The 19662-nt window shown below is 47.1% G+C and carries 18 protein-coding genes and 2 tRNA genes; 13 read left to right on the forward strand and 7 right to left on the reverse strand.

The features are described 5' to 3' along the window. Positions 1 to 49 precede the first annotated feature (49 nt). Positions 50 to 1522, forward strand: coding sequence for a glucose-6-phosphate dehydrogenase (gene zwf / locus CWB99_RS10980; RefSeq protein ID WP_138552422.1), 1473 nt, complete (start codon positions 50 to 52; stop codon positions 1520 to 1522). After that, positions 1522 to 2232, forward strand: coding sequence for a 6-phosphogluconolactonase (gene pgl, locus CWB99_RS10985; protein WP_138552423.1), 711 nt, complete (start codon positions 1522 to 1524; stop codon positions 2230 to 2232). Before zwf ends, pgl begins: the two co-directional genes overlap by 1 nt. Positions 2233 to 2374: 142 nt before the next feature. On the opposite strand, the gene CWB99_RS10990 is transcribed toward pgl, so the two are convergent. The 4 genes from CWB99_RS10990 to CWB99_RS11005 all read right to left on the reverse strand — a co-directional run bounded on the left by CWB99_RS10990 (position 2375) and on the right by CWB99_RS11005 (position 6979). Next, the gene (locus CWB99_RS10990) at positions 2375 to 3721 is read right to left on the reverse strand and encodes a sodium-dependent transporter (RefSeq protein WP_138552424.1); all 1347 of its coding nucleotides are present in this window, start codon (positions 3719 to 3721) and stop codon (positions 2375 to 2377) included. 189 nt (positions 3722 to 3910) lie between these two features. Next, complete coding sequence (locus CWB99_RS10995) at positions 3911 to 5221, reverse strand: sensor histidine kinase (RefSeq protein ID WP_138552425.1); 1311 nt, start codon at positions 5219 to 5221, stop codon at positions 3911 to 3913. 98 nt (positions 5222 to 5319) lie between these two features. Further along, positions 5320 to 6027 (reverse strand): response regulator transcription factor, encoded by a 708-nt coding sequence (locus tag CWB99_RS11000; RefSeq protein WP_054017090.1) that lies wholly within the window; start codon positions 6025 to 6027, stop codon positions 5320 to 5322. Between the two features lie 145 nt (positions 6028 to 6172). After that, positions 6173 to 6979, reverse strand: coding sequence for a hypothetical protein (locus tag CWB99_RS11005; RefSeq protein ID WP_138552426.1), 807 nt, complete (start codon positions 6977 to 6979; stop codon positions 6173 to 6175). A 180-nt stretch (positions 6980 to 7159) separates the two neighbouring features. On the opposite strand from CWB99_RS11005, the gene CWB99_RS11010 reads away from it, so the two are divergent. After that, positions 7160 to 8320 carry a serine hydrolase domain-containing protein gene (locus CWB99_RS11010; RefSeq protein WP_249331844.1) on the forward strand — a complete coding sequence of 387 codons (1161 nt, stop codon included), beginning with the start codon at positions 7160 to 7162 and terminating at the stop codon, positions 8318 to 8320. A 20-nt stretch (positions 8321 to 8340) separates the two neighbouring features. Here the strand turns inward: CWB99_RS11010 and yhbY are convergent, their stop codons facing one another. Then, positions 8341 to 8637: a ribosome assembly RNA-binding protein YhbY gene (yhbY, locus tag CWB99_RS11015; RefSeq protein WP_054017088.1), complete on the reverse strand. Its 297-nt coding sequence runs from the start codon at positions 8635 to 8637 to the stop codon at positions 8341 to 8343. Between the two features lie 83 nt (positions 8638 to 8720). Here yhbY and rlmE point away from each other — a divergent pair, with 83 nt between their 5' ends. From rlmE to CWB99_RS11065, 10 genes are all read left to right on the forward strand, one after another. Then, a complete protein-coding gene (gene rlmE / locus CWB99_RS11020) occupies positions 8721 to 9350 on the forward strand; it encodes a 23S rRNA (uridine(2552)-2'-O)-methyltransferase RlmE (RefSeq protein ID WP_138552428.1) in 630 nt (209 codons plus the stop codon). A gap of 68 nt (positions 9351 to 9418) precedes the next feature. Further along, positions 9419 to 11353 (forward strand): ATP-dependent zinc metalloprotease FtsH, encoded by a 1935-nt coding sequence (gene ftsH / locus CWB99_RS11025; protein WP_138552429.1) that lies wholly within the window; start codon positions 9419 to 9421, stop codon positions 11351 to 11353. A 300-nt stretch (positions 11354 to 11653) separates the two neighbouring features. Then, complete coding sequence (gene folP, locus CWB99_RS11030; RefSeq protein ID WP_138552430.1) at positions 11654 to 12499, forward strand: dihydropteroate synthase; 846 nt, start codon at positions 11654 to 11656, stop codon at positions 12497 to 12499. Further along, positions 12496 to 13836, forward strand: coding sequence for a phosphoglucosamine mutase (gene glmM / locus CWB99_RS11035; protein WP_138552431.1), 1341 nt, complete (start codon positions 12496 to 12498; stop codon positions 13834 to 13836). Before folP ends, glmM begins: the two co-directional genes overlap by 4 nt. Positions 13837 to 13915: 79 nt before the next feature. Further along, on the forward strand, positions 13916 to 14659 hold the full coding sequence (gene tpiA / locus CWB99_RS11040; protein WP_138552432.1) for a triose-phosphate isomerase: 744 nt from the start codon (positions 13916 to 13918) through the stop codon (positions 14657 to 14659). A gap of 4 nt (positions 14660 to 14663) precedes the next feature. After that, complete coding sequence (secG, locus tag CWB99_RS11045; RefSeq protein ID WP_138552433.1) at positions 14664 to 15011, forward strand: preprotein translocase subunit SecG; 348 nt, start codon at positions 14664 to 14666, stop codon at positions 15009 to 15011. A 12-nt stretch (positions 15012 to 15023) separates the two neighbouring features. After that, a tRNA-Leu gene (locus CWB99_RS11050) sits at positions 15024 to 15109 on the forward strand. An 83-nt stretch (positions 15110 to 15192) separates the two neighbouring features. Further along, positions 15193 to 15278: transfer RNA gene (locus CWB99_RS11055), tRNA-Leu, on the forward strand. Between the two features lie 309 nt (positions 15279 to 15587). Beyond that, a complete protein-coding gene (locus CWB99_RS11060; RefSeq protein WP_171045317.1) occupies positions 15588 to 17381 on the forward strand; it encodes a UvrD-helicase domain-containing protein in 1794 nt (597 codons plus the stop codon). 129 nt (positions 17382 to 17510) lie between these two features. After that, a complete protein-coding gene (locus CWB99_RS11065) occupies positions 17511 to 18491 on the forward strand; it encodes an ATP-grasp domain-containing protein (RefSeq protein WP_138552448.1) in 981 nt (326 codons plus the stop codon). 54 nt (positions 18492 to 18545) lie between these two features. Here CWB99_RS11065 and CWB99_RS11070 read toward each other — a convergent pair whose 3' ends face one another. After that, the gene (locus tag CWB99_RS11070; protein WP_046005768.1) at positions 18546 to 18776 is read right to left on the reverse strand and encodes a hypothetical protein; all 231 of its coding nucleotides are present in this window, start codon (positions 18774 to 18776) and stop codon (positions 18546 to 18548) included. A gap of 125 nt (positions 18777 to 18901) precedes the next feature. Continuing rightward, complete coding sequence (queC, locus tag CWB99_RS11075) at positions 18902 to 19558, reverse strand: 7-cyano-7-deazaguanine synthase QueC (RefSeq protein WP_138552435.1); 657 nt, start codon at positions 19556 to 19558, stop codon at positions 18902 to 18904. Positions 19559 to 19662 lie beyond the last annotated feature (104 nt).

Consider the following 19662-nt stretch of genomic DNA (forward strand, 5'->3'; position numbering starts at 1 on the left):
GCGTGTGATGCACTGATGTGCTACGCGCCTAACCTTGTGAGACATAATTATGCTTAATCCTTTTGATATCGTAATTTTTGGTGGAGGCGGCGACTTAGCGTTACGAAAGTTGTTACCTGCAATGTATCGTGCGTATCAAGAAGGTAATTTACCTGAAGGCTCACGCGTATTGCCTACCGTCCGTGCACAAGAACAAAGAGAACAATACCTCGCCACGGCAGAGCAGGCACTTCAATCTCACCTCAGCGAAGGGGAATTCAACGTCAAAGACTGGCAAGCCTTTTCGCAATTCTTAGTACCTGTGGTTGTCAATGTAACAGCGGCAGATGATAACTGGGATGTCCTGAAAGATATTTTGGACACAGATGGTGAGGAAAAATCTCGCGTCTTCTATTTATCTTTGCCTCCTGCGGTATATGGCACCTGTTGTGAGTTGTTGTCGCAGAAGAATCTGATCACTGAAAATTCTCGCGTTGTGGTGGAGAAGCCAATTGGTTATTGTGGCAAATCGGCGGAAGAAATAAACGGTAAGATTGCGCAGTTTTTTGAAGAGAGCCAGATCTTCCGTATCGACCACTACTTAGGTAAAGAAACCGTACAGAACCTGATGGCTTTGCGTTTTGCTAACGCATTATTTGAAAACCTCTGGGACGCCAAGTCAATTGACAATATTCAGATCAGCATTTCAGAAACTGTTGGTCTGGAGAGCCGTGCAGGCTTTTACGATAAGGCCGGCGCATTACGCGATATGGTTCAAAACCACTTATTGCAGCTGCTATGCCTCGTTGCAATGGAATCTCCGTCAAAGTTAAATGCCAATAGCATTCGTGCCGAAAAGCTCAAGGTGCTAGAAGCACTACGTCCTTTGATTGGCCAAGATGTTGATGACAACGTGGTACGTGGTCAATACGTACCGGGCGATCTGAACGGTAAATTGGTACCTGGCTACCTTGAAGAGCTGGGTGAAGGTTCAAGTAAAACAGAAACGTTTGTGGCTATTAAGGCGCATATTGATAACTGGCGTTGGGCTGGTGTGCCATTTTATCTCAGAACAGGTAAGCGGATGAAAAAACGTTGTGCAGAGATAGTGGTTGAATACAAGCCGGTATCTCACAACGTTTACGATCCAAGTGTGGGTCCGATCCAGCCAAACCGCCTTGAGATCCGCCTGCAACCTGAAGAAAGTATCCAATTAACTTTGATGTCAAAGCGTCTTGATAACCTGGAAATGCAGCTACAACCGGTTACGTTGAACATCGAGCTAAGTCAGCAGTACAGCAAGGGTTTTCACTCAGATGCGTATAAGCGTCTGATGTTGGATGCAGCAGCAAATAACCCGGCATTGTTTATTCACCGTGATGAAGTACGTCAGGCCTGGCAATGGATCGACCCGATCGTCGCTCGTTGGCAGGAAAAGGGCACACCTTCACTTTATCGTGCGGGTTCCTGGGGTCCTGAAGCGGCTGATGAATTACTGGAAGAAAACAACCATGCCTGGTTCAATGTGGGAGAAAAAGCATAATGGCACAGCTTAACGAAGCGTTTTTTGATAGCAAAGAGGCAATGACCGAAAAACTGGCTGAGCTTTTAAGTAGCACACTGAGTGATGCCATTGAGTCAGATGGTCGTGCAACTATGCTGGTATCAGGTGGCTCGTCACCGGCACCGGCCTACAAACACTTGTCAAATCTGCCACTGTCATGGGATAAGGTTACAGTGGCGATGGTTGATGAGCGCTGGGTCGATGCAGATCATGAAAAATCTAACGAAGCTTTTATCAAGGCGACTTTGTTACAAAACGAAGCAAGCTGTGCTGAGTTTGTGACCATGAAAAACGCCGAAGCCACGGCACAGGCAGGTCAGGCTACGTGTGAAAAAGCTTATGCCGCACTGAAAGCGCCTTTCGATATTACCATTCTCGGTATGGGCCCGGATGGTCATACTGCCTCTTTGTTCCCTCATGCAGAAGGGCTTGAGCAGGCATTACAAACGTCTGATCTTGTTTGTGCAATCAATGCTAAACAAAGTGAAGTTACCGGCAGTATCACCGAACGTATGAGCCTGACACTGGCAGGGATTGCTCATACAAAGCATGCTGTGTTACTTATCAGTGGAGAGGCAAAGCGCGCCGTGTATGAAGAGGCCAAGCAATCTGGCTCCGAACTCGATATTCCATTGCGAGCTGTGCTAAATCACCCACAGCTTGAGCTCAGCGTTTTCTGGTGTCCTTAATCTGCCAAAAAGAATCGTAAGATTGAAAAAAGCACGCCCGGGCGTGCTTTTTTAATGTCCGGAAAATAATTGTCAAAAGAGGCGACCAAAAAAAGAGAGGCGATGCTGCCTCTCTATTCATTAGTTTTGGCTTGCCCGCTTGTTACAGAGAATTGATAAAGACCAGCGCAATTGCCAGCGGGCAGACGAATTTGATGTACAGCGGCCAGATCCGCCAGAACAGAGACGATGCCACTTCCGGATGACCTTCCTGGATTTCGCTCAGTAGTTTCTGGCGGTGCCAGATCCAGCCAACGAAAATACAGCAGAACATTCCCAGCAATGGCTGACCGAATTGCGTTGTCAGTTTAACAACCAGACCAAACAGGGCAGAGAAATTGAGGATGATGGTTACGCTCACGGTAGCAATAATGCCGCCAATGATCCAGGTCGCTTGTGTTCTGGCCAGGGCAAACTTCTCTACCGCATAAGACACCGGAGCCTCCAGCATAGAAATAGAGCTGGTAAGCGCGGCGATGCTCATTAGAGCAAAGAAAGCAAACCCAACGAATACGCCCACACCGCCCATACCTTCAAATAAGGCTGGCAGAACCTGAAAGACTAAGGTGTCCTCTGATAAAAGCTGGCCTGTAGCTGAGAAGATCTCAACCCCCTGAGCCTGTGCCACATACATAGCTGGGATAATAAGTAAGCCAGCAACAAAGGCAATAAAGACATCGATTAGAGTGACATAGGCACCCAGAGAAACCAGGTTTTCCTGTTTACTGATATATGAGCCATAAATGATCATCACACTGGTACCCAGCGACAGAGAGAAGAACGCCTGACCTAGTGCACTGACAAGTAATCCCGGGTCGAGCAAAGAAGAAAAGTCAGGGACAAGATAGGCCTTTAAGCCAGTAGTCGCGCCTTCCTGCGTAAGTACGTACGCAATCAAGGAGAAGAGAATAAGTAACAAGGCTGGCATCAGACGTTTAGACCATTTCTCAATGCCATTTTCGACCCCTTTACTAATGATTGAGATAGTCAGTGCGACGAAAATTAAGGTAAAGCTGAGATCTCTTACCAGAGATTGCTCTGATAACCATTGAGCGGCATTTGTGGCACCCACTGTGTTAGCAACAGGCTCTATGGTGGCACTGAGCATCCAGCCTGCCACAATGGCGTAAAAGCTCAGGATCAGTCCGGCACAAATGATGCCGCCAAAGCCGACGAAAAACGCGAATTTTTTTTGTATTGGGTTATTTCCAAGCTTTTGCAAAGACGAGACTGCATTTGCCTGGCCATGACGACCAATCACCAGCTCGGCCATCAATGCGGGGTAAGCCAGACAAAACGCCAGGATCAAATACATTAATACAAAAGCGGCACCCCCATTACTGGCGGTTTGAGTCGGGAAACCCCAAATGTTTCCCAGGCCAACAGCAGAGCCTGCTGCAGCCATAATGAATCCGAAGCGAGAGCTGAACTCTCCGCGCACAGTGCTCATATTGTTATACTTCTCTTTTTTTAAAGACGGCGGCAACAATCTACTGTAATTAAAAGGAAATAAAAAGGCCTAAATTGCATTGATCTAACACAAGTTTTTGCTTAAATCCTGAGCGTAATCTGAAAAATCCAGTACGTTGTTCGCGTTTGTTTAGTATCTAGCTGATTTATAGCATAAATCTAACGCTTGTCAGTCAGCCTTGACAGTATTTCTCGGTGCTTTACAGGGAAAAGTCAGTGTGAATTTAGCACCGCCTAGCAGATCGGATCTGCTGACACTGGCCTGGCCGTGGTGCCAGTCAACCACTTTTGCAACGATTGCTAAGCCCAGACCATAGCTTTTCCCTGCGCGATTACGGTGGCCCTGCTCCTGGAAAAACGGGTTAAACACTTTATCCCAGTTCTCTTCTTCTATACCCGGGCCATCATCTTCTACTCGTATTTCAATCTGATGATCCAATTGCTGGGCGCTGACGATAATCTGCTTGTTGGCAAAGTCACAGGCATTGCTGAGTAAATTGGAGATGGCTCTCGCCAGCCAGTGGGGATCGGCATCTAACTGTAAGTGTGCAGGGACCGAGACACTGGCATTGATTTGTTTGTTAGTCAATTTGGGCGTCATTTGTTCAACTACATGACGGATGTAGCCGTCCAGTTGAGTGGGCGCGAACTTGAGCAGGTGCGATTTTTGTTCGAGTGTGGCAAAGGACAAATAGCTCGCCAGCATGTCTTCCATCTGGTCAAGATCTTTTTCCATTCTGTGCATCAGGGCGTGCACCTGCTCAATGTCGTCTTCCTCAAAAGCTGCATCGAAACCAAAGCGCAAACAGGCTACCGGGGTACGAATGTCATGAGATAAACTGGAGGCCATGAGCTTGTTTTCAGCCAGCAGCTTTTCTATTTGATTGGCCATGCGGTTAAAAGTGAGTTCTAAGTCCTTTATATAGGTGAAATGATTGACCTCTATTCGGGCACTTAAGTCGCCGCTGGCAAATTGTTTCGCTGCGCTGACCAAGACGGTAAGTCGCTTGGCCAGTGGTGCCAAGATTACCCACATGAAGGTACAAATGCCCGCATAAAACGCTAAGGTGAGAAAGACGTCGGAGTCGTACTGTTCAGGTGGTTTCTCTAATCTGAGCTCAAGGTAGTCTGGTGCCAATGAAGGGGCCGATTTTAGCAAGTAATAGCCCATGTCATCCTCCAGCAGTAATCCTTCAGGCTGCATCATCTGGTTTTTTAACTCTACAGGGAGCGCCAGTGAATCGCCAGAGCTATAGGTAATGGGTAAGTCAAAGTCTTTACTGACCTGCTCCATATATGCTGGTCGCAACGTTTCGGGAATAGAGGCGCTTTGATTAGTTACGCCATACAGCAACTTTGCCTGCCAGGCAAAGGCATCTTCGGCAGGTTCAGCTTGTTGGCTCAGGGTATCAAGCAGCCAGCCCAGTACAACGATTGAGATAAGGGCGCTAGCTAAAAGATAAAGATAGAGCTTTTTCATTCACTACTCCAGAGATAGGCATGACTACATCAGGCGATGCGAAGAGGGGCAAAGTCCGCACCTGAATGCGCGGACTGTGAGAGACCAAAACCTGTGGTTTACCAGGCTGAAGGCACAAGCAAATAGCCTTTTCCCCAAATTGTTTTTATTTTTTCAGGGTTCTGAGGATCATCACCAAACTTCTTGCGCAGTGCCGAAATGAGCACATCTACGCTGCGGTCCAGACCATCATATTCACGCCCTTTAGTTGCCTTAAACACGGCGTCGCGAGAAACCACTTCTCCGGCATTGCTGGCCAAAAAATGCAGTAACAGGTACTCGGCACTGGACACATTGACTTCTTGATCAGACACAATGACTTTGCGTGCTTGTGTATCAATACGCAGGTTCCCGACATTAAGCATGACGGCATTGGTGTCTGAGTTAGACTCACTATCCTGAGCTACGCGCATGTTGGCCTTGATCCTTGCCAGTAGCGCGCGGGGGCGAACTGGCTTGATGACATAATCACTGGCACCGACTTCTAAGCCAATCACCTCATCCATTTCTTCGTCTTTGGCTGTGAGCATAATGATAGGCTTGCTGTAAAACTGACGCAGTTCGCGGCAAACACTGATACCGTCTTGCCCCGGTAACATGATATCCAGCAACACCAGATCCGGCTCGTGTTGTTTGACCATACTGACAACCTGATCACCGCGATAACAACATTCTGTGGTATAACCTTGATTATTCAGGTAGTCGGCAACCCACTGTGCGAGCGACTCGTCATCTTCAACCAACAAAATCGTGCCGTATTGCTCCATTTGACTTCTCCTTAATTGCGCTTGCCTGCGTTACTGACAGACAAGGCTACGTTTACTTTGCTTTAATTATGTTCTTGACTGCAATTATAAGTACGAATCGCGTAAAAAGTGTAATTAAGTGTGTGTTCTTGTTTTAGAACTTTTGTTAAAGCAATACATTAAGCTTTTCTATGAGGCCGCGACTTAAGTGGTGCATCATGTCACTGGTCAGGGCGCTGACTTCTGTTTTATTACAGGCTCCGGCTGTTTTTACAAGCGGAGAGATTTGCGGTTCCACGTGGTAGGGTGGGATCTCCACAGCCTGGTTGTATCTGGCTCGACGAGCTTCTTCCTGGTTTTGTTCAACAATAAACGATATTACCGCGTGTTCGTTGGTCACTTTCTCAGTTTCTGTGAACGTATACTGCAGTGGGATGCCTTGGTACCCAGCGCTATTAATAGACGATTTAGCAAACCAAATGACATCAGATGATGATTTGTGCGTCAATCGCATACTCAATGAGGCGATGATATTACTACACTGCTTACTCGGAATAGTTTGAGCTAGCTCTGCAATGTAGGGATGCGGGTCTTCGGGTTTGTTCAACACATACACCTTGTCCTTCCCAAAGGACAGATCAAGTTGTTGAACGACCAAATGATAGTCGCTGCTTTTCTGTGCCACGACTGTCAAGCCTTTGTCTTTTAAAAGCTGGATAATCTGTTTGCGTAATGTGTCCGTCATGCTCACTTTACTGGTATCGATATACACCGTATTACCACTTTTGACGGGGTGAGCAGGCAGTTGAACGGATTTGATCCGTGCAGATTCTAGTTCTGTACTGTATGACAGCTGATATACTGATTTGGTTAACAACGGCTTAGCCGGCACGTTCAGTTTGGGTGCCATTGGCGGTGTTGTAATACACCCTGTCAGTCCGGCCAAGGCAATAATTGAAAGCAAGCAGCGCATGACTTATACCTCTAAATTTAGTTTTATAGTTCAGCACTTAGCTGCATTAAAACACGACAAATTCGTTGGCATTATCTCAGTGGCCGAGCAGAAGAAATTCTATCGCCAACAGAGATTGTCCGCGTGAGCAGTGCCAAACTTCATGATATTATGTGCAGCGTGTTAATGAATCGGATCATTATGAAGTCACTGCATCATCTTATTGTTATTGCATTCGCACTGACGACTTCGGTCGTTCAGGCTAACCCAGGCAGCGAGCAGCAGCGCTGGGAGCAATTTGTGAACGCATATTCTAAGCAACTCAAACAAAAACTAAAAGAAAAATCGATACCGGGCGCGGCATTGAGCATTGTGCACCGTGAGCATGGTGATCATATTGCCGGAATAGGCCTGACCAAAGTCAGAAAAGGGCAAAAAGTCACTGCCAGTACGCGTTTTCGTTTAGCATCTGTGTCTAAAACATTTGCAGGTTCCCTGACCGCCAAGCTGGCTGCGCAGGGCCTGCTCGACATTGAAGATACGGTTGCCGAGCACCTGCCTATCTTCACCAAAAGTGCATATGGTGAAGCGAAGCTATACCACCTGCTGAGCCATTCTAGTGGTTTGGTGCCAAATGCGTATGACAACCTGATAGAGTCCAGGATGAGTTATGACAAAATTTATCCAAAACTCGTTGATGTGGAGCACATTTGCAGACCTGGTATTTGTTATGGTTATCAGAATGTCATGTTCAGTCTCATCGGGGATGTGATTAAGCAAAGCACTCAGCTAAGTTACGAGTCCTGGCTTGAGCACTTTTTCTTTGTGCCATTGGGTATGAAAGATGCAGGTTTGGGACATGCACATATGACCAAAGACGATAATTTTGCAGCGCCTCATGTCCGGGGTAAAAGACGCTGGCATACTGCAAAGTTGAAACCCCATTACTATAAAGTAGCACCCGCTGCGGGTGTGAATGCCAGTGCTGCGGATATGCGCCAATGGTTAAAAGCGCAACTGGGTATTTATCCATCGGTACTGTCATTGGACGCACTGACCATTCAGTCTCGCCCATATACGCGCACAAAGCGTGAACTGCGTAGACGTGTATGGCGTAATTACGTTGAACAAGCCCATTATGGTCTGGGGTGGCGTATATATAGTTTTTCTGGTGAATTAATGTACTACCACAGTGGCTGGGTGCAGGGGTACCGGACGGATGTGGCGGTGTTACCTGAATTAGGGATTGGGTTTAGTCTGCTTTTAAATGCAGAAAGCGGCGTGATCAATGGCCTGAGCACGGAGTTTATTCGTCAGGCCATTGAATTTAGTAGAACAGCTGACACGCAGGCTGATGGATAGTCAGTCCTGCAGGCCGTCTGCTACTGACGAGGAAGCTGAATTTTTTTGTCTTCGCTTTGACGGTACAGCACGATGATATGTCCGATCACCTGCACTTTATGAGCGCCTGTCTCACGAACAATGGCATCGAAGATAAGCTGTTTGGTTTCACGGTCATTGGTCGGTACTTTAACTTTAATGAGCTCGTGAATGTCTAAACATTGCTCAATCTCTAACAGAACCCCTTCTGTCAGCCCGTTACCGCCGAGCAAAACAACAGGTTTTAGGTCGTGTGCTAACCCTTTTAGGTACTGCTTCTGTTTATTTGATAATGTCATATTGATACAATTTACTAATTAAGGCTTGAATTACCGCTATTCTAACGCCATCTAAAGAATATTACTAATGAGTTGCAGTTAATATGGCAAATAAAAAGCACTCAGCGAGCTCCAAACGCTGGTTAAAAGAACATGTTGAAGATCCTTATGTTCATGAGGCACAAAAGCGGGGCTATCGCTCTCGTGCTGTCTTCAAACTTGAGGAGATCCAACAAAAAGACAAATTGTTTAGGCCGGGCATGCATGTTGTTGACCTCGGCGCTGCACCGGGAAGCTGGTCACAATACCTTGCAGAGCAGGTGGGTGATAAGGGAGAAGTGATCGCATGTGATATTTTGCCGATGGATTCCTTGCCTGGCGTTGCATTTCTTCAGGGCGACTTTCGTGAGGAAGCTGTTTTGAACGCATTGCTGGACCGAATTGGCGGCAAAAATATTGATGTGGTATGTTCAGACATGGCACCTAATATGAGCGGTAACAATGTGATAGACCAGGCGGGCAGCATGTATCTGGTGGAACTGGCGTTCGACATGTGTCATCAGGTACTCAAGCCTAACGGTGCTTTTGCCGTGAAGGTGTTTCAGGGCGAAGGCTTTGATCAATTTGTACAAGACGTGCGTAATGCCTTTAAAGTGGTTAAGATCCGCAAGCCTAAAGCGTCACGCCCCCGATCTCGTGAAGTATATATAGTGGCGACGGGTTACAAACTGTAGTACAGTTGAAACGCTTTTAAGACGAATTTGAATTATTTTAGATACAAGAGGTTAACCCCTTGAGCGATATGGCGAAGAACTTAATACTCTGGTTGGTAATAGCTGTCGTGCTAATGACCGTATTTCAGAGCTTCAATGGTGGCGAACAAGCAGATCGCCAAACTAGTTACACTCAGTTTGTGAACGAAGTGCGCAGCGGTGTTGTCCGCGATGTAAACATCGACCGGACAGCTGGCACGATTACAGGGATCAAAAACAATGGTGAGCGTTTCCAAACTATTATGCCATTGTACGATGATGATCTGATCAACGACTTACTTAAGAACGATGTAAACGTTAAAGGCGTTGCGCCAGAAGAGCAGTCATTCCTGGCCAATATCTTTATATCTTGGTTCCCAATGCTCCTGCTCATTGGTGTATGGATATTCTTCATGCGTCAGATGCAAGGGGGCGGCGGCAAAGGCGCTATGTCATTTGGTAAAAGCAAAGCTCGCCTCATGGGTGAGGATCAGGTCAAAACTACATTTGCTGACGTTGCAGGCTGTGACGAGGCAAAAGAAGACGTGACTGAGCTGGTTGACTTCTTACGAGATCCATCTAAGTTCCAGAAGCTAGGTGGCAACATCCCGAAAGGCGTGTTAATGGTTGGCCCTCCTGGTACTGGTAAAACCTTGCTGGCCAAGGCGGTTGCAGGCGAAGCGAAAGTCCCATTTTTCACTATTTCAGGTTCGGACTTCGTAGAAATGTTCGTGGGTGTAGGCGCATCACGTGTACGTGATATGTTTGAGCAGGCTAAAAAAGCAGCGCCTTGTATCATCTTCATCGACGAAATCGATGCCGTGGGCCGCAAACGTGGTGCTGGCATGGGGGGCGGTCATGATGAACGTGAACAGACCCTAAACCAAATGCTAGTAGAAATGGATGGCTTTGAAGGCAATGAAGGTATCATAGTTATTGCTGCAACTAACCGCCCTGATGTACTTGACCCTGCGTTACTTCGTCCTGGACGTTTTGACCGTCAGGTTGTTGTTGGATTGCCAGATGTACGTGGCCGTGAGCAAATCCTGAATGTACACATGCGTAAAGTGCCGCTAGATGAAAACGTCGAAGCATCAGTGATTGCCCGAGGTACGCCCGGTTTCTCGGGTGCCGACTTGGCTAACCTGGTAAACGAAGCTGCCTTATTTGCTGCGCGTGGTAATAAACGCAAAGTGAGTATGGCCGAGTTCGATGCGGCAAAAGACAAAATCATGATGGGCGCAGAGCGCAAGTCTATGGTCATGTCTGAGAAAGAGAAAGAAATGACTGCCTACCATGAAGCGGGTCACGCTATTGTAGGTCGTTTGGTACCGGAACATGATCCGGTCTATAAAGTGTCTATTATTCCGCGTGGACGAGCGCTGGGTGTCACTATGTATCTGCCTGAGCAAGATAGAGTCAGTCACTCAAAAGAACATCTTGAGTCTATGCTTTCTAGCCTTTACGGTGGTCGTATTGCTGAAGCCATCATTTATGGTGATGACAAGGTAACAACTGGCGCTAGCAATGACATTGAACGAGCTACTGACATTGCTCGTAAGATGGTAACGCAGTGGGGCTTGAGCCCTAAGCTGGGCCCGCAAATGTACATGGAAGAGCAGGGTGAAATGTTCATGGGTGGTGGGTCGTCTCGTATGGCGGGCGTATCTGATGAAACGGCTAAGCTCATTGATGCTGAAATTAAGGACTTTGTAACCCGTAATTACGATAGAGCGGAGCAAATTCTTAAGGATAACATGGATATCCTGCATGCGATGAAAGACGCATTGATGAAGTATGAAACAATCGATGCTGGTCAGATTGACGATTTGATGGAGCGAAAAGAAGTGCGTCCACCCAGAGATGCCCATGATCGTAAGCCATCAGACAATGGCAATGCAGATAGCCAGGCAAGTGCCAACAGTAATGATGATAAGTGCGAAACTGCATCAACACCGGGTTCAGAGCTTGATGACAAGTCATAACCTGAGTTAGAATTAACAGATTGAAACCCCGGCCTTAGCTGGGGTTTTTTATATTTTAAGAATAAAACTTTATGCCAATTCGCCTGTAACAGAGCTGAGTGATTTAGTGTATTAGTACGAACACTGCTTTCACCTTCAGGCTGTCTTACGTGAAATTGGTATAATCAAAATAGATGCATTGGTATGAGTAAGCAGCCATTCAGATAGTGTCGGTTAGGCTCTCCACCGCGAGTGCTCACTATCTTAAGTGGCAGTTTTTTTTAAAATGTGCTTATATACAGGCATTTCAACAGGCGAATTATGCTTCAGCTTAAACTTCCTCGTGGTCGTAGGCTTGACCTAACGACGCCCCGGATAATGGGGATAGTCAATGTAACTCCTGATTCATTCTCAGATGGCGGCAAGTATTCTCAGTCTGACAGCGCTGTCAACCATGGCCTGGCTTTGTTAGAGCAGGGCGCGGATATCCTGGATATTGGTGGCGAGTCAACCCGACCGGGGGCGCCAGATGTATCGCTAGAACAGGAACTTGACCGGGTTATCCCAGTGATAGAAAAGCTGCGTGCGCAGTCCGATTGTGTTATTTCGATTGATACCAGCAAAGCTGAGGTGATGGCCGCAGCGATAGCAGCTGGTGCAGATATCATTAATGACGTCCGAGCTTTACAAGCGCCTGATGCGCTCGAGGTTGCAGCGCGTTATGACAATGTTGCTGTTTGCCTGATGCATATGCAGGGTCAGCCCAGAACGATGCAAATCGACCCGACCTATCAGGACCTGTTTGCGGATATTCGCACTTTCTTTGAGTCACGTATTGCTAGCTGTGAAGAAGCTGGAGTCGCACGTGACCGCCTTATTATTGATCCAGGCTTTGGTTTTGGCAAAACGCTGGAGCATAACTTTTTACTGTTAGGGAAGCTATCATATTTTGCTGAACTAGAACTTCCTGTTCTGGCCGGGTTATCCCGGAAATCTATGTTTGGCAAATTACTTAATCGGGATACAGATGAGCGCCTGGCTGCAAGCCTTAGTGGAGCATTATTATGTGCTCAGCAGGGGGCGCAGATCATACGTGTTCATGATGTAAAAGAAACCAATGATGTGCTGCGGGTTTGGCGCGCAGCAACGCATGGAGTAAATGAATGACAACAAGAAAATATTTTGGTACCGACGGTGTACGAGGAATGGTAGGAGAGTTTCCTATCACGCCAGAATTTGCACTCAAATTAGGCTGGGCAGCGGGTAAGGTATTATCCAAGTCTGGCACTAAAAAAGTGATCATAGGAAAAGACACGCGCATTTCAGGGTATTTATTGGAAACGTCTTTGGAGGCCGGTCTAATTGCTGCGGGTATCAACGTCGTACTGCTGGGTCCTATGCCGACCCCCGCTGTTGCCTATTTAACACAGACTTTCCGTGCTGAAGCCGGGATTGTGATTAGTGCATCTCATAACCCTTATCATGACAATGGCATTAAATTCTTCGGCGGTGACGGAAAGAAACTACCTGATGAGGTTGAGCTGGAAATTGAAGCCATGCTTGACGAACCAATGACATGTGTTGCCTCAGATAAACTGGGTAAAGCAAGACGTCTCGAAAATGCGGATGGTCGTTATATCGAATTCTGTAAAGGGCAATTCCCTAACGAGCTGTCTCTAGAGGGACTCAAGATTGTCTTAGACTGCGCTAATGGCGCGACTTACCACATTGCGCCTGCTGTTATGCGTGAACTGGGGGCTGAGGTTATATGTACGGCTTGTGAACCTAATGGTGTAAATATCAACGAAAAGTGCGGTGCAACGCACGTTGATGCACTAAAACGCCACGTGTTGGAGCACCAGGCTGACGTCGGGATCGCATATGATGGCGATGGTGACCGAGTTATGATGGTAGACCACAATGGCCGCGTATTCGACGGCGATGACATTGTTTACATCATCGCAGCTCAGGCACAATGCAGTGGACAATTAAAAGGCGGTGTCGTTGGCACTGTGATGTCTAATATGGGGTTAGAAAACGCGCTTAAAAAGAAGGGCATCCCCTTTGAGCGCAGTAAAGTTGGTGACCGCTATGTACTAAGCAAGCTTCAGGAGCACGGCTGGACGATTGGTGGTGAAAGCTCTGGTCACGTACTAAATCTGGATCTTATTCCAACTGGGGATGGGATTGTATCAAGTCTTCAGGTGTTGGCAGCGATGGTTGCGCAAAATCAAACTCTAAAAGATTTGGGCGCTGGGTTTGTAAAATACCCGATGAAAATGATCAACGTACGGTATGCCAAAGGCACCGATCCGGTCTCTGCAGAAGCTGTTCAGCAAGCGGTAAGAGACGTTGAATCTGACCTGGGCGACAAGGGTCGGGTGTTACTGAGAAAGTCAGGCACAGAGCCGGTTGTTCGCGTCATGGTTGAGGCAGAGCAAGAAAAGCAAGTTATTGACTTTGCCACCAAAATAGCTCAAGTCGTTGAATCTGTGAGCAACTAGACAAAAAACCACAATTTTTTCTTGTAACTTAGGGTGAGTGGCGTTAGTATCTCACCCGCTTTCTGACGCGGAGTAATACATGGGACAGAGAAAGCCAATCGTCGCAGGCAACTGGAAAATGAACGGCTCGCCAGAGCTGATAAAAGAAATTGCAGCGGTGAATGCGCAAGTCACAGGCGAACAGCGTGAGGTATTGATTTTTCCTCCGGCAGTTCTGCTTTATGAAGCAATCTCAGCGGGTTTAGAGTGTGGCACACAAACTGTGTCAGAGTTCGATGCCGGTGCCTACACAGGTGAGATTCAAGCTTCCTTAGTCAAATCTCTGGGCGCAAATTATACCTTGGTCGGCCATTCAGAAAGACGCAGCATTTACGGCGAGTCAAATGAAGACGTTGCCGATAAATTCGCACAAGCGCAAAAGAACGGCTTGATACCTATTCTGTGCATTGGTGAAACCCAGGAGCAGAGAACAGAAGGTAAAACAGAAGAAGTTGTCAAACAACAGCTTGTGTCTGTAATCGAAAAATTAGGCATAGCATCACTGGTTAATTCTGTGATAGCATACGAGCCAGTCTGGGCTATAGGTACCGGTTTAACAGCCACACCAGAACAAGCTCAGGAAACACATAAGTATATACGTGACTTGTTACGCAGTTATGATGAACAGGTTGCAGAGGCACTACGCATTCTTTATGGCGGTAGTGTCAATGAAAGTAATAGTGAATTATTATTCGCACAAGCAGATATTGATGGTGGCCTGATTGGCGGAGCAAGCCTCAAACCACAAAGCTTTAAGGCTATCTGTGAAAGTGCAAAGGGATAAGTAAATGTACGAGATTCTTTTGGTTATTTATTTGGTTGTCTCGCTGTCATTGATCGGCATGATCTTGATCCAGCAAGGTAAAGGCGCAGATATGGGCTCTTCATTCGGTGCTGGCGCGTCGGCAACCGTGTTCGGGTCATCAGGTGCTGGTAACTTTATGACTAAGACAACAACAATACTTGCAACAGTATTTTTTGTACTAAGTATTGTGTTAGGTAGCATGACAGCAAGCCAAATTAAGCAAGCTGATCAGTGGGAAAACCTGGAAGCACCAGCGGCAACAGTAGCACCTTCTAGCGACGATGTACCCGCTTCAGAAGAGTCTCAAAACAACTCAGACGTACCAAACTAATATTATTACTTAGCGAACGTGGTGGAATTGGTAGACACGCCATCTTGAGGGGGTGGTGAGCATAGCTCGTGGGGGTTCAAGTCCCCCCGTTCGCACCAAATCTCAGAGCCAGCAATGCACTGGCTCTCTCATTAAATCGAGAATCACTGACCATCCGGGTCAGAATGCATTACACCGAATTGCGAATGTGGTGGAATTGGTAGACACGCCATCTTGAGGGGGTGGTGAGCATAGCTCGTGGGGGTTCAAGTCCCCCCATTCGCACCAATCGGTTATCTTATATCTCATAATTACTTTCCAAAAGCTTCTAAATTTAAATCACTTAGCTGCACTATTGGCTGTACATTGAGTTACACTATAAGAAACTGGCCTGTATTTTTCTTTATGCTTTTTCCTGCTCACTTTATTTCACGAGTATTTCATAACACCAAATCCGTTGACGTGGGACCGCAAGGGATAAGCGTTCGACGCTCAGGCGGCACAGAGTTACTTAGCTGGGTTGAACAATCTCGGCCTCCCGTGCTCGTGACAGACTGGTTGGGGACCCGTATCGACTGTTTTCAACAGGATACGACCTTGAAACTTCGATTACGGGGGCATTGTCACCTCCAGTTGCAGCACCACCTCGAGATACTCTGGATAAATACTCACAAAGCACGTCTGCTTTCGTCAGTCAGGGCAATAGAACAACTCCTGCAGTGCCGTTACCTTTCGGTGCGTAACTGGGCTGCAATCCGCTCTGTGGTAGCTGAATTGGCAAAGCGCTGGAGCGGCTGGACAAGTCAGGCTCAAATGCACAAGACACTAAAGCAAGCCCAGTGTACCGTCAATGAGCTACACGTTTGGCAAGAAGAAGATCTAGCTCAGTTCAGAGAGGCGTTTGTGCAGGCGCAGTTATCTCGCTATGAAGCCTTCTTTGATACAGTGTGCGGTCATCCGCTGACGCAGTCGCAGCGTCGTGCATGTGTTGTTCAGGATGAACGTCAGCTATTATTAGCCGGAGCCGGTACTGGAAAAACCAGTGTGATGGTTGCAAAAGCGGCTTATCTGCTGCATTCAAAGCAGGCTGAAGCCGAGCAAGTATTGATGCTGGCTTACGGCAAAGAAGCCGCAGATGAGATGCAGCAAAGGCTCAAACATAGCAGGGTAACCATAGAGTGCGCCACGTTTCACAGCCTCGGGTTAGGGATCATTGCACAAGTTGAGGGTCATAAGCCCAAACTGTCCGCATTGTGTCTGAATGATAGTGCGAGAGAGCGGTTTATTGCTGACACCTTGACGTCTTTGTGTCAGGACCCTCAGTATCAAAGAGATTTACTCGCCCTACTAAAAAATGAGTTTGCTGATCCACAACAAAGCCAGGAGATCGATTTTGGGGGACGTGCGGCCAAAAAACTCATTCGACAGTTTTCTGAAGCACTCAGCTTTTACAAACAGGCTCTGTTTTTGGGTAAAACACAAGCATTAAGTCAAGAATTTGTGCTCTGGACTAACTGCTTTAGGCCCGTACTGGCTGACTATCAGCTTTATCTGCAAAAAGAGCAGTGTATCGACTTTGACGATATGATCACGCGCGCGATTGATTATGTGCGCAGCGGTCAGTTTTGTAGCCCCTGGCACTATGTGTTGGTTGATGAATTTCAGGATATCTCACCTCTGAGGGCTCTGCTTATTAAAACCCTGCTTGCGCAAAATGATAAAAATGCGCTGTTCGCAGTCGGTGACGACTGGCAGGCGATTTACCGCTTCAGCGGGGGAGATGTGTCGATGATCACGCACTTTGCTGAGCACTTCGGACAGGCCACTATCCAACAGCTGGATATGACCTTTCGTTATCCACAACAGTTGCTGGATGTTGCCAGCGAGTTTGTTTGTCAGAACCCCAGTCAACTCGTTAAAAGGGTCAATGCCAGCAATATGGCGACCTGCCCGGCTCTGGTGGCGCATCCAGATGGAAATGACGCACTTAGCACAGCAATAGAAGCTTTTTTAGACCTGACCGCAGAGCCGTGTAGCCTGCTTTTACTGGCACGCAACCACAAATTTTTGCCATCCCCTGAGGAGATAGCAAGCTTTGCTCAGCGCTTCCCCAGAGTTCGCATAACGGCACTGACATTTCATGGTGCCAAGGGGAAAGAGGCGGATTTCAGTATTTTACTCGGCTTGCATCAGGGTAGTGTGCCGGCCAGAGCGCATAATGCTGCTATTACAGAGGCGCTTTTGCCCGAGTCCGAACTGTACCCGGATGCAGAAGAGCGTCGCTTGTTCTATGTTGCATTGACACGCGCCAGATTACAGACTTGCTTAATAGTACCTGAGGACCCTAGCCCCTTTATCGAGGAAGTCTTGGCACTGGTAAACGAGTCGTGATTGCAGTGTTTACTGGGCTTAGACTGGTTCCAAATGATTCATCCTGACGACAAAATTATTTTGTTGTACTTCATCTGGCTCGCTCATCATAATCCGCGTTTTAACGCAATCGATAAACGAGAAACACAGATGCGTGGATGGATCATATACAAAGACTCAGCAACCCTTTTAAAACCTGAAACTTACGAGATCAAACGACTGTTAGAGGCCGCTCAGGAAGAGAACATTGATCTGCAGGTTTACTCCCCTGATCAGTTTGATTTGCTCGTCTCTCGCGAAGATGATCAGAGCGTATTGATTGATGGCGAGCCGGTTTCATTACCAGACTTTGTACTTCCGCGTATGGGGGCTGGCACCACCTACTTTGCACTGGCAATTATTCGTCACCTGGAGCGTCTTGGTGTACATTGCTTTAACAGTTCAGAGGCCACGGAAACAGTAAAGGATAAGCTGTTTGCACAACAGATACTGGCGCAGCAGAATTTACCTACACCAAAGACGATGCTGGTGAAGTTTCCGGTTAATATTGACTTGGTTGAAAAGCAGATCGGATTTCCTGTGGTGGTAAAAACCCTGTCCGGATCGCAAGGCAGTGGGGTTTTCCTGTCAAAAACACGTAGCGAGTTCGATGATTTAATGCAACTGATTGAAGCGACCAGCCCGAAAGCCAATATCATTTTGCAGAAATTCATTAAATCGAGTCATGGCCGCGATCTGCGAGTACTGACCATAGGGGGACGTGTCGTGGCGTGTATGGAAAGAAACTCGGGTGGTGCAAATTTCAAAGCCAATGTCAGCGCCGGTGCGAAAGGTTCGTCTCATCCGATCACCCCTGAGATTGAATGGCTGGCTACCCAAACGGCAAATATCCTGAACCTGGATATGGCGGGCATTGACCTGTTGTTTGATGAAGAGCATTTTAAGATCTGTGAAGCCAATTCAAGCCCAGGCTTTGAAGGGCTCGAAGCTGCTGTTGATGTGGATGTTGCGCGGGAAATTCTACACTTTATCCGTATTCGGTTAGGGATTTTCGATAAGAAAAAGTCTAAGCCTTTAGAGGCCAAAAAGTCGACTGCTAAAGCAGACTCAGTAGCTGCCACCACCGCTTAACCTTTACTACGACTCAGTTCAACTAAGATACCAGCTGGTAAATCCAGTCTGGTATCACAGTTTGTTGATTTCTTTGGCAACTTGGTAACCATCGTCGGTGATGATCTGTTCCAGTGTCGCAACCCGTGACTTAAGTTGTTTGATTTCTTCTTGCATAGCCTGCTTCTCAGACTGATTCATTCCATCGAGCTTTTTCATTTCCAGGCGTTTAGCATAGATTTCCCTGACTGTGCCAAATCCTACTGCAATTAAGACAATCAAAAACACCATTGTGGTACCGGGCATACGTATTACTCCATTTCTAATTTTGGTACTCCAATCGTAGCAAATTATACAGCAGAGATCTGTGGCGTATCTGTTTCAAGATGTGATTTAGAATGTGGACGACTTATGCGCCCACAGGGGAGGGCTTATTCGTATGGTAAAGGATCACTGGCCTGGTTTAATTCAAAGGCTTCCAGGCGCTCCTGACAAGCGCCACATTTGCCGCATGCTTTCTCACGGCCGTTATAACAGGTCCAGGTTTTACTGTAGTCCAGTCCCATTTTCAGGCCGTCTGTGAGGATCTCAATCTTAGTATTGTTCAGATAAGGACAAACAATCTCGATTTCTTCGTAGTTTGCGATGCGACAGACATCATCCATTTTCTTAACAAACTCAGGACGACAATCCGGATAAATTGCGTGATCGCCTGAGTGGGCGCCATAAAAGACTTTACTGGCTTTGAGAGAAACCGCGTAACCCACCGCAAGAGACAGTAAAATCATATTGCGGTTCGGCACAACCGTGCTTTTCATGCTTTCTTCTTCGTAGTGGCCTTCAGGCACTTCGATATCGTCGGTCAAAGAGGAGCCGCCGATCAACTGGTTAATAGCGGAGATATCGACAACTTTATGCGCTACCCCAAGTTCATCACAGGCCTGGCGGGCAACTTCGAGCTCTTTTACATGGCGCTGGCCATAGTTAAAAGACAGTGCATAGACCTCATAGCCTGACTTAAGTGCTTTGTTCAGGACCGTATATGAATCCATACCACCGGAATAAATAACAACGACTTTTTCGCTCATTGGTTTGCCTCGTTTATGTGCTCGAATACTCACTGACATTGGCCTCGATTTTAATAGAGGTTTGTGTCAGGGCGCGATATACTACACGGCCGCTGAAAAAATGA

The sequence above is a fragment of the Pseudoalteromonas rubra genome, assembly GCF_005887095.1.
Classification (GTDB): domain Bacteria; phylum Pseudomonadota; class Gammaproteobacteria; order Enterobacterales; family Alteromonadaceae; genus Pseudoalteromonas; species Pseudoalteromonas rubra_E.

Bases quoted from the DNA above. Each gene is read 5' to 3' on its own strand.
- zwf (WP_138552422.1), top strand. From the start codon at position 50: ATGCTTAATCCTTTTGATATCGTAATTTTTGGTGGAGGCGGCGACTTA.
- pgl (WP_138552423.1), top strand. From the start codon at position 1,522: ATGGCACAGCTTAACGAAGCGTTTTTTGATAGCAAAGAGGCAATGACC.
- CWB99_RS10990 (WP_138552424.1), bottom strand. From the start codon at position 3,721: ATGAGCACTGTGCGCGGAGAGTTCAGCTCTCGCTTCGGATTCATTATG.
- CWB99_RS10995 (WP_138552425.1), bottom strand. From the start codon at position 5,221: ATGAAAAAGCTCTATCTTTATCTTTTAGCTAGCGCCCTTATCTCAATC.
- CWB99_RS11000 (WP_054017090.1), bottom strand. From the start codon at position 6,027: ATGGAGCAATACGGCACGATTTTGTTGGTTGAAGATGACGAGTCGCTC.
- CWB99_RS11005 (WP_138552426.1), bottom strand. From the start codon at position 6,979: ATGCGCTGCTTGCTTTCAATTATTGCCTTGGCCGGACTGACAGGGTGT.
- CWB99_RS11010 (WP_249331844.1), top strand. From the start codon at position 7,160: ATGAAGTCACTGCATCATCTTATTGTTATTGCATTCGCACTGACGACT.
- yhbY (WP_054017088.1), bottom strand. From the start codon at position 8,637: ATGACATTATCAAATAAACAGAAGCAGTACCTAAAAGGGTTAGCACAC.
- rlmE (WP_138552428.1), top strand. From the start codon at position 8,721: ATGGCAAATAAAAAGCACTCAGCGAGCTCCAAACGCTGGTTAAAAGAA.
- ftsH (WP_138552429.1), top strand. From the start codon at position 9,419: ATGGCGAAGAACTTAATACTCTGGTTGGTAATAGCTGTCGTGCTAATG.
- folP (WP_138552430.1), top strand. From the start codon at position 11,654: ATGCTTCAGCTTAAACTTCCTCGTGGTCGTAGGCTTGACCTAACGACG.
- glmM (WP_138552431.1), top strand. From the start codon at position 12,496: ATGACAACAAGAAAATATTTTGGTACCGACGGTGTACGAGGAATGGTA.
- tpiA (WP_138552432.1), top strand. From the start codon at position 13,916: ATGGGACAGAGAAAGCCAATCGTCGCAGGCAACTGGAAAATGAACGGC.
- secG (WP_138552433.1), top strand. From the start codon at position 14,664: ATGTACGAGATTCTTTTGGTTATTTATTTGGTTGTCTCGCTGTCATTG.
- CWB99_RS11065 (WP_138552448.1), top strand. From the start codon at position 17,511: ATGCGTGGATGGATCATATACAAAGACTCAGCAACCCTTTTAAAACCT.
- CWB99_RS11070 (WP_046005768.1), bottom strand. From the start codon at position 18,776: ATGCCCGGTACCACAATGGTGTTTTTGATTGTCTTAATTGCAGTAGGA.
- queC (WP_138552435.1), bottom strand. From the start codon at position 19,558: ATGAGCGAAAAAGTCGTTGTTATTTATTCCGGTGGTATGGATTCATAT.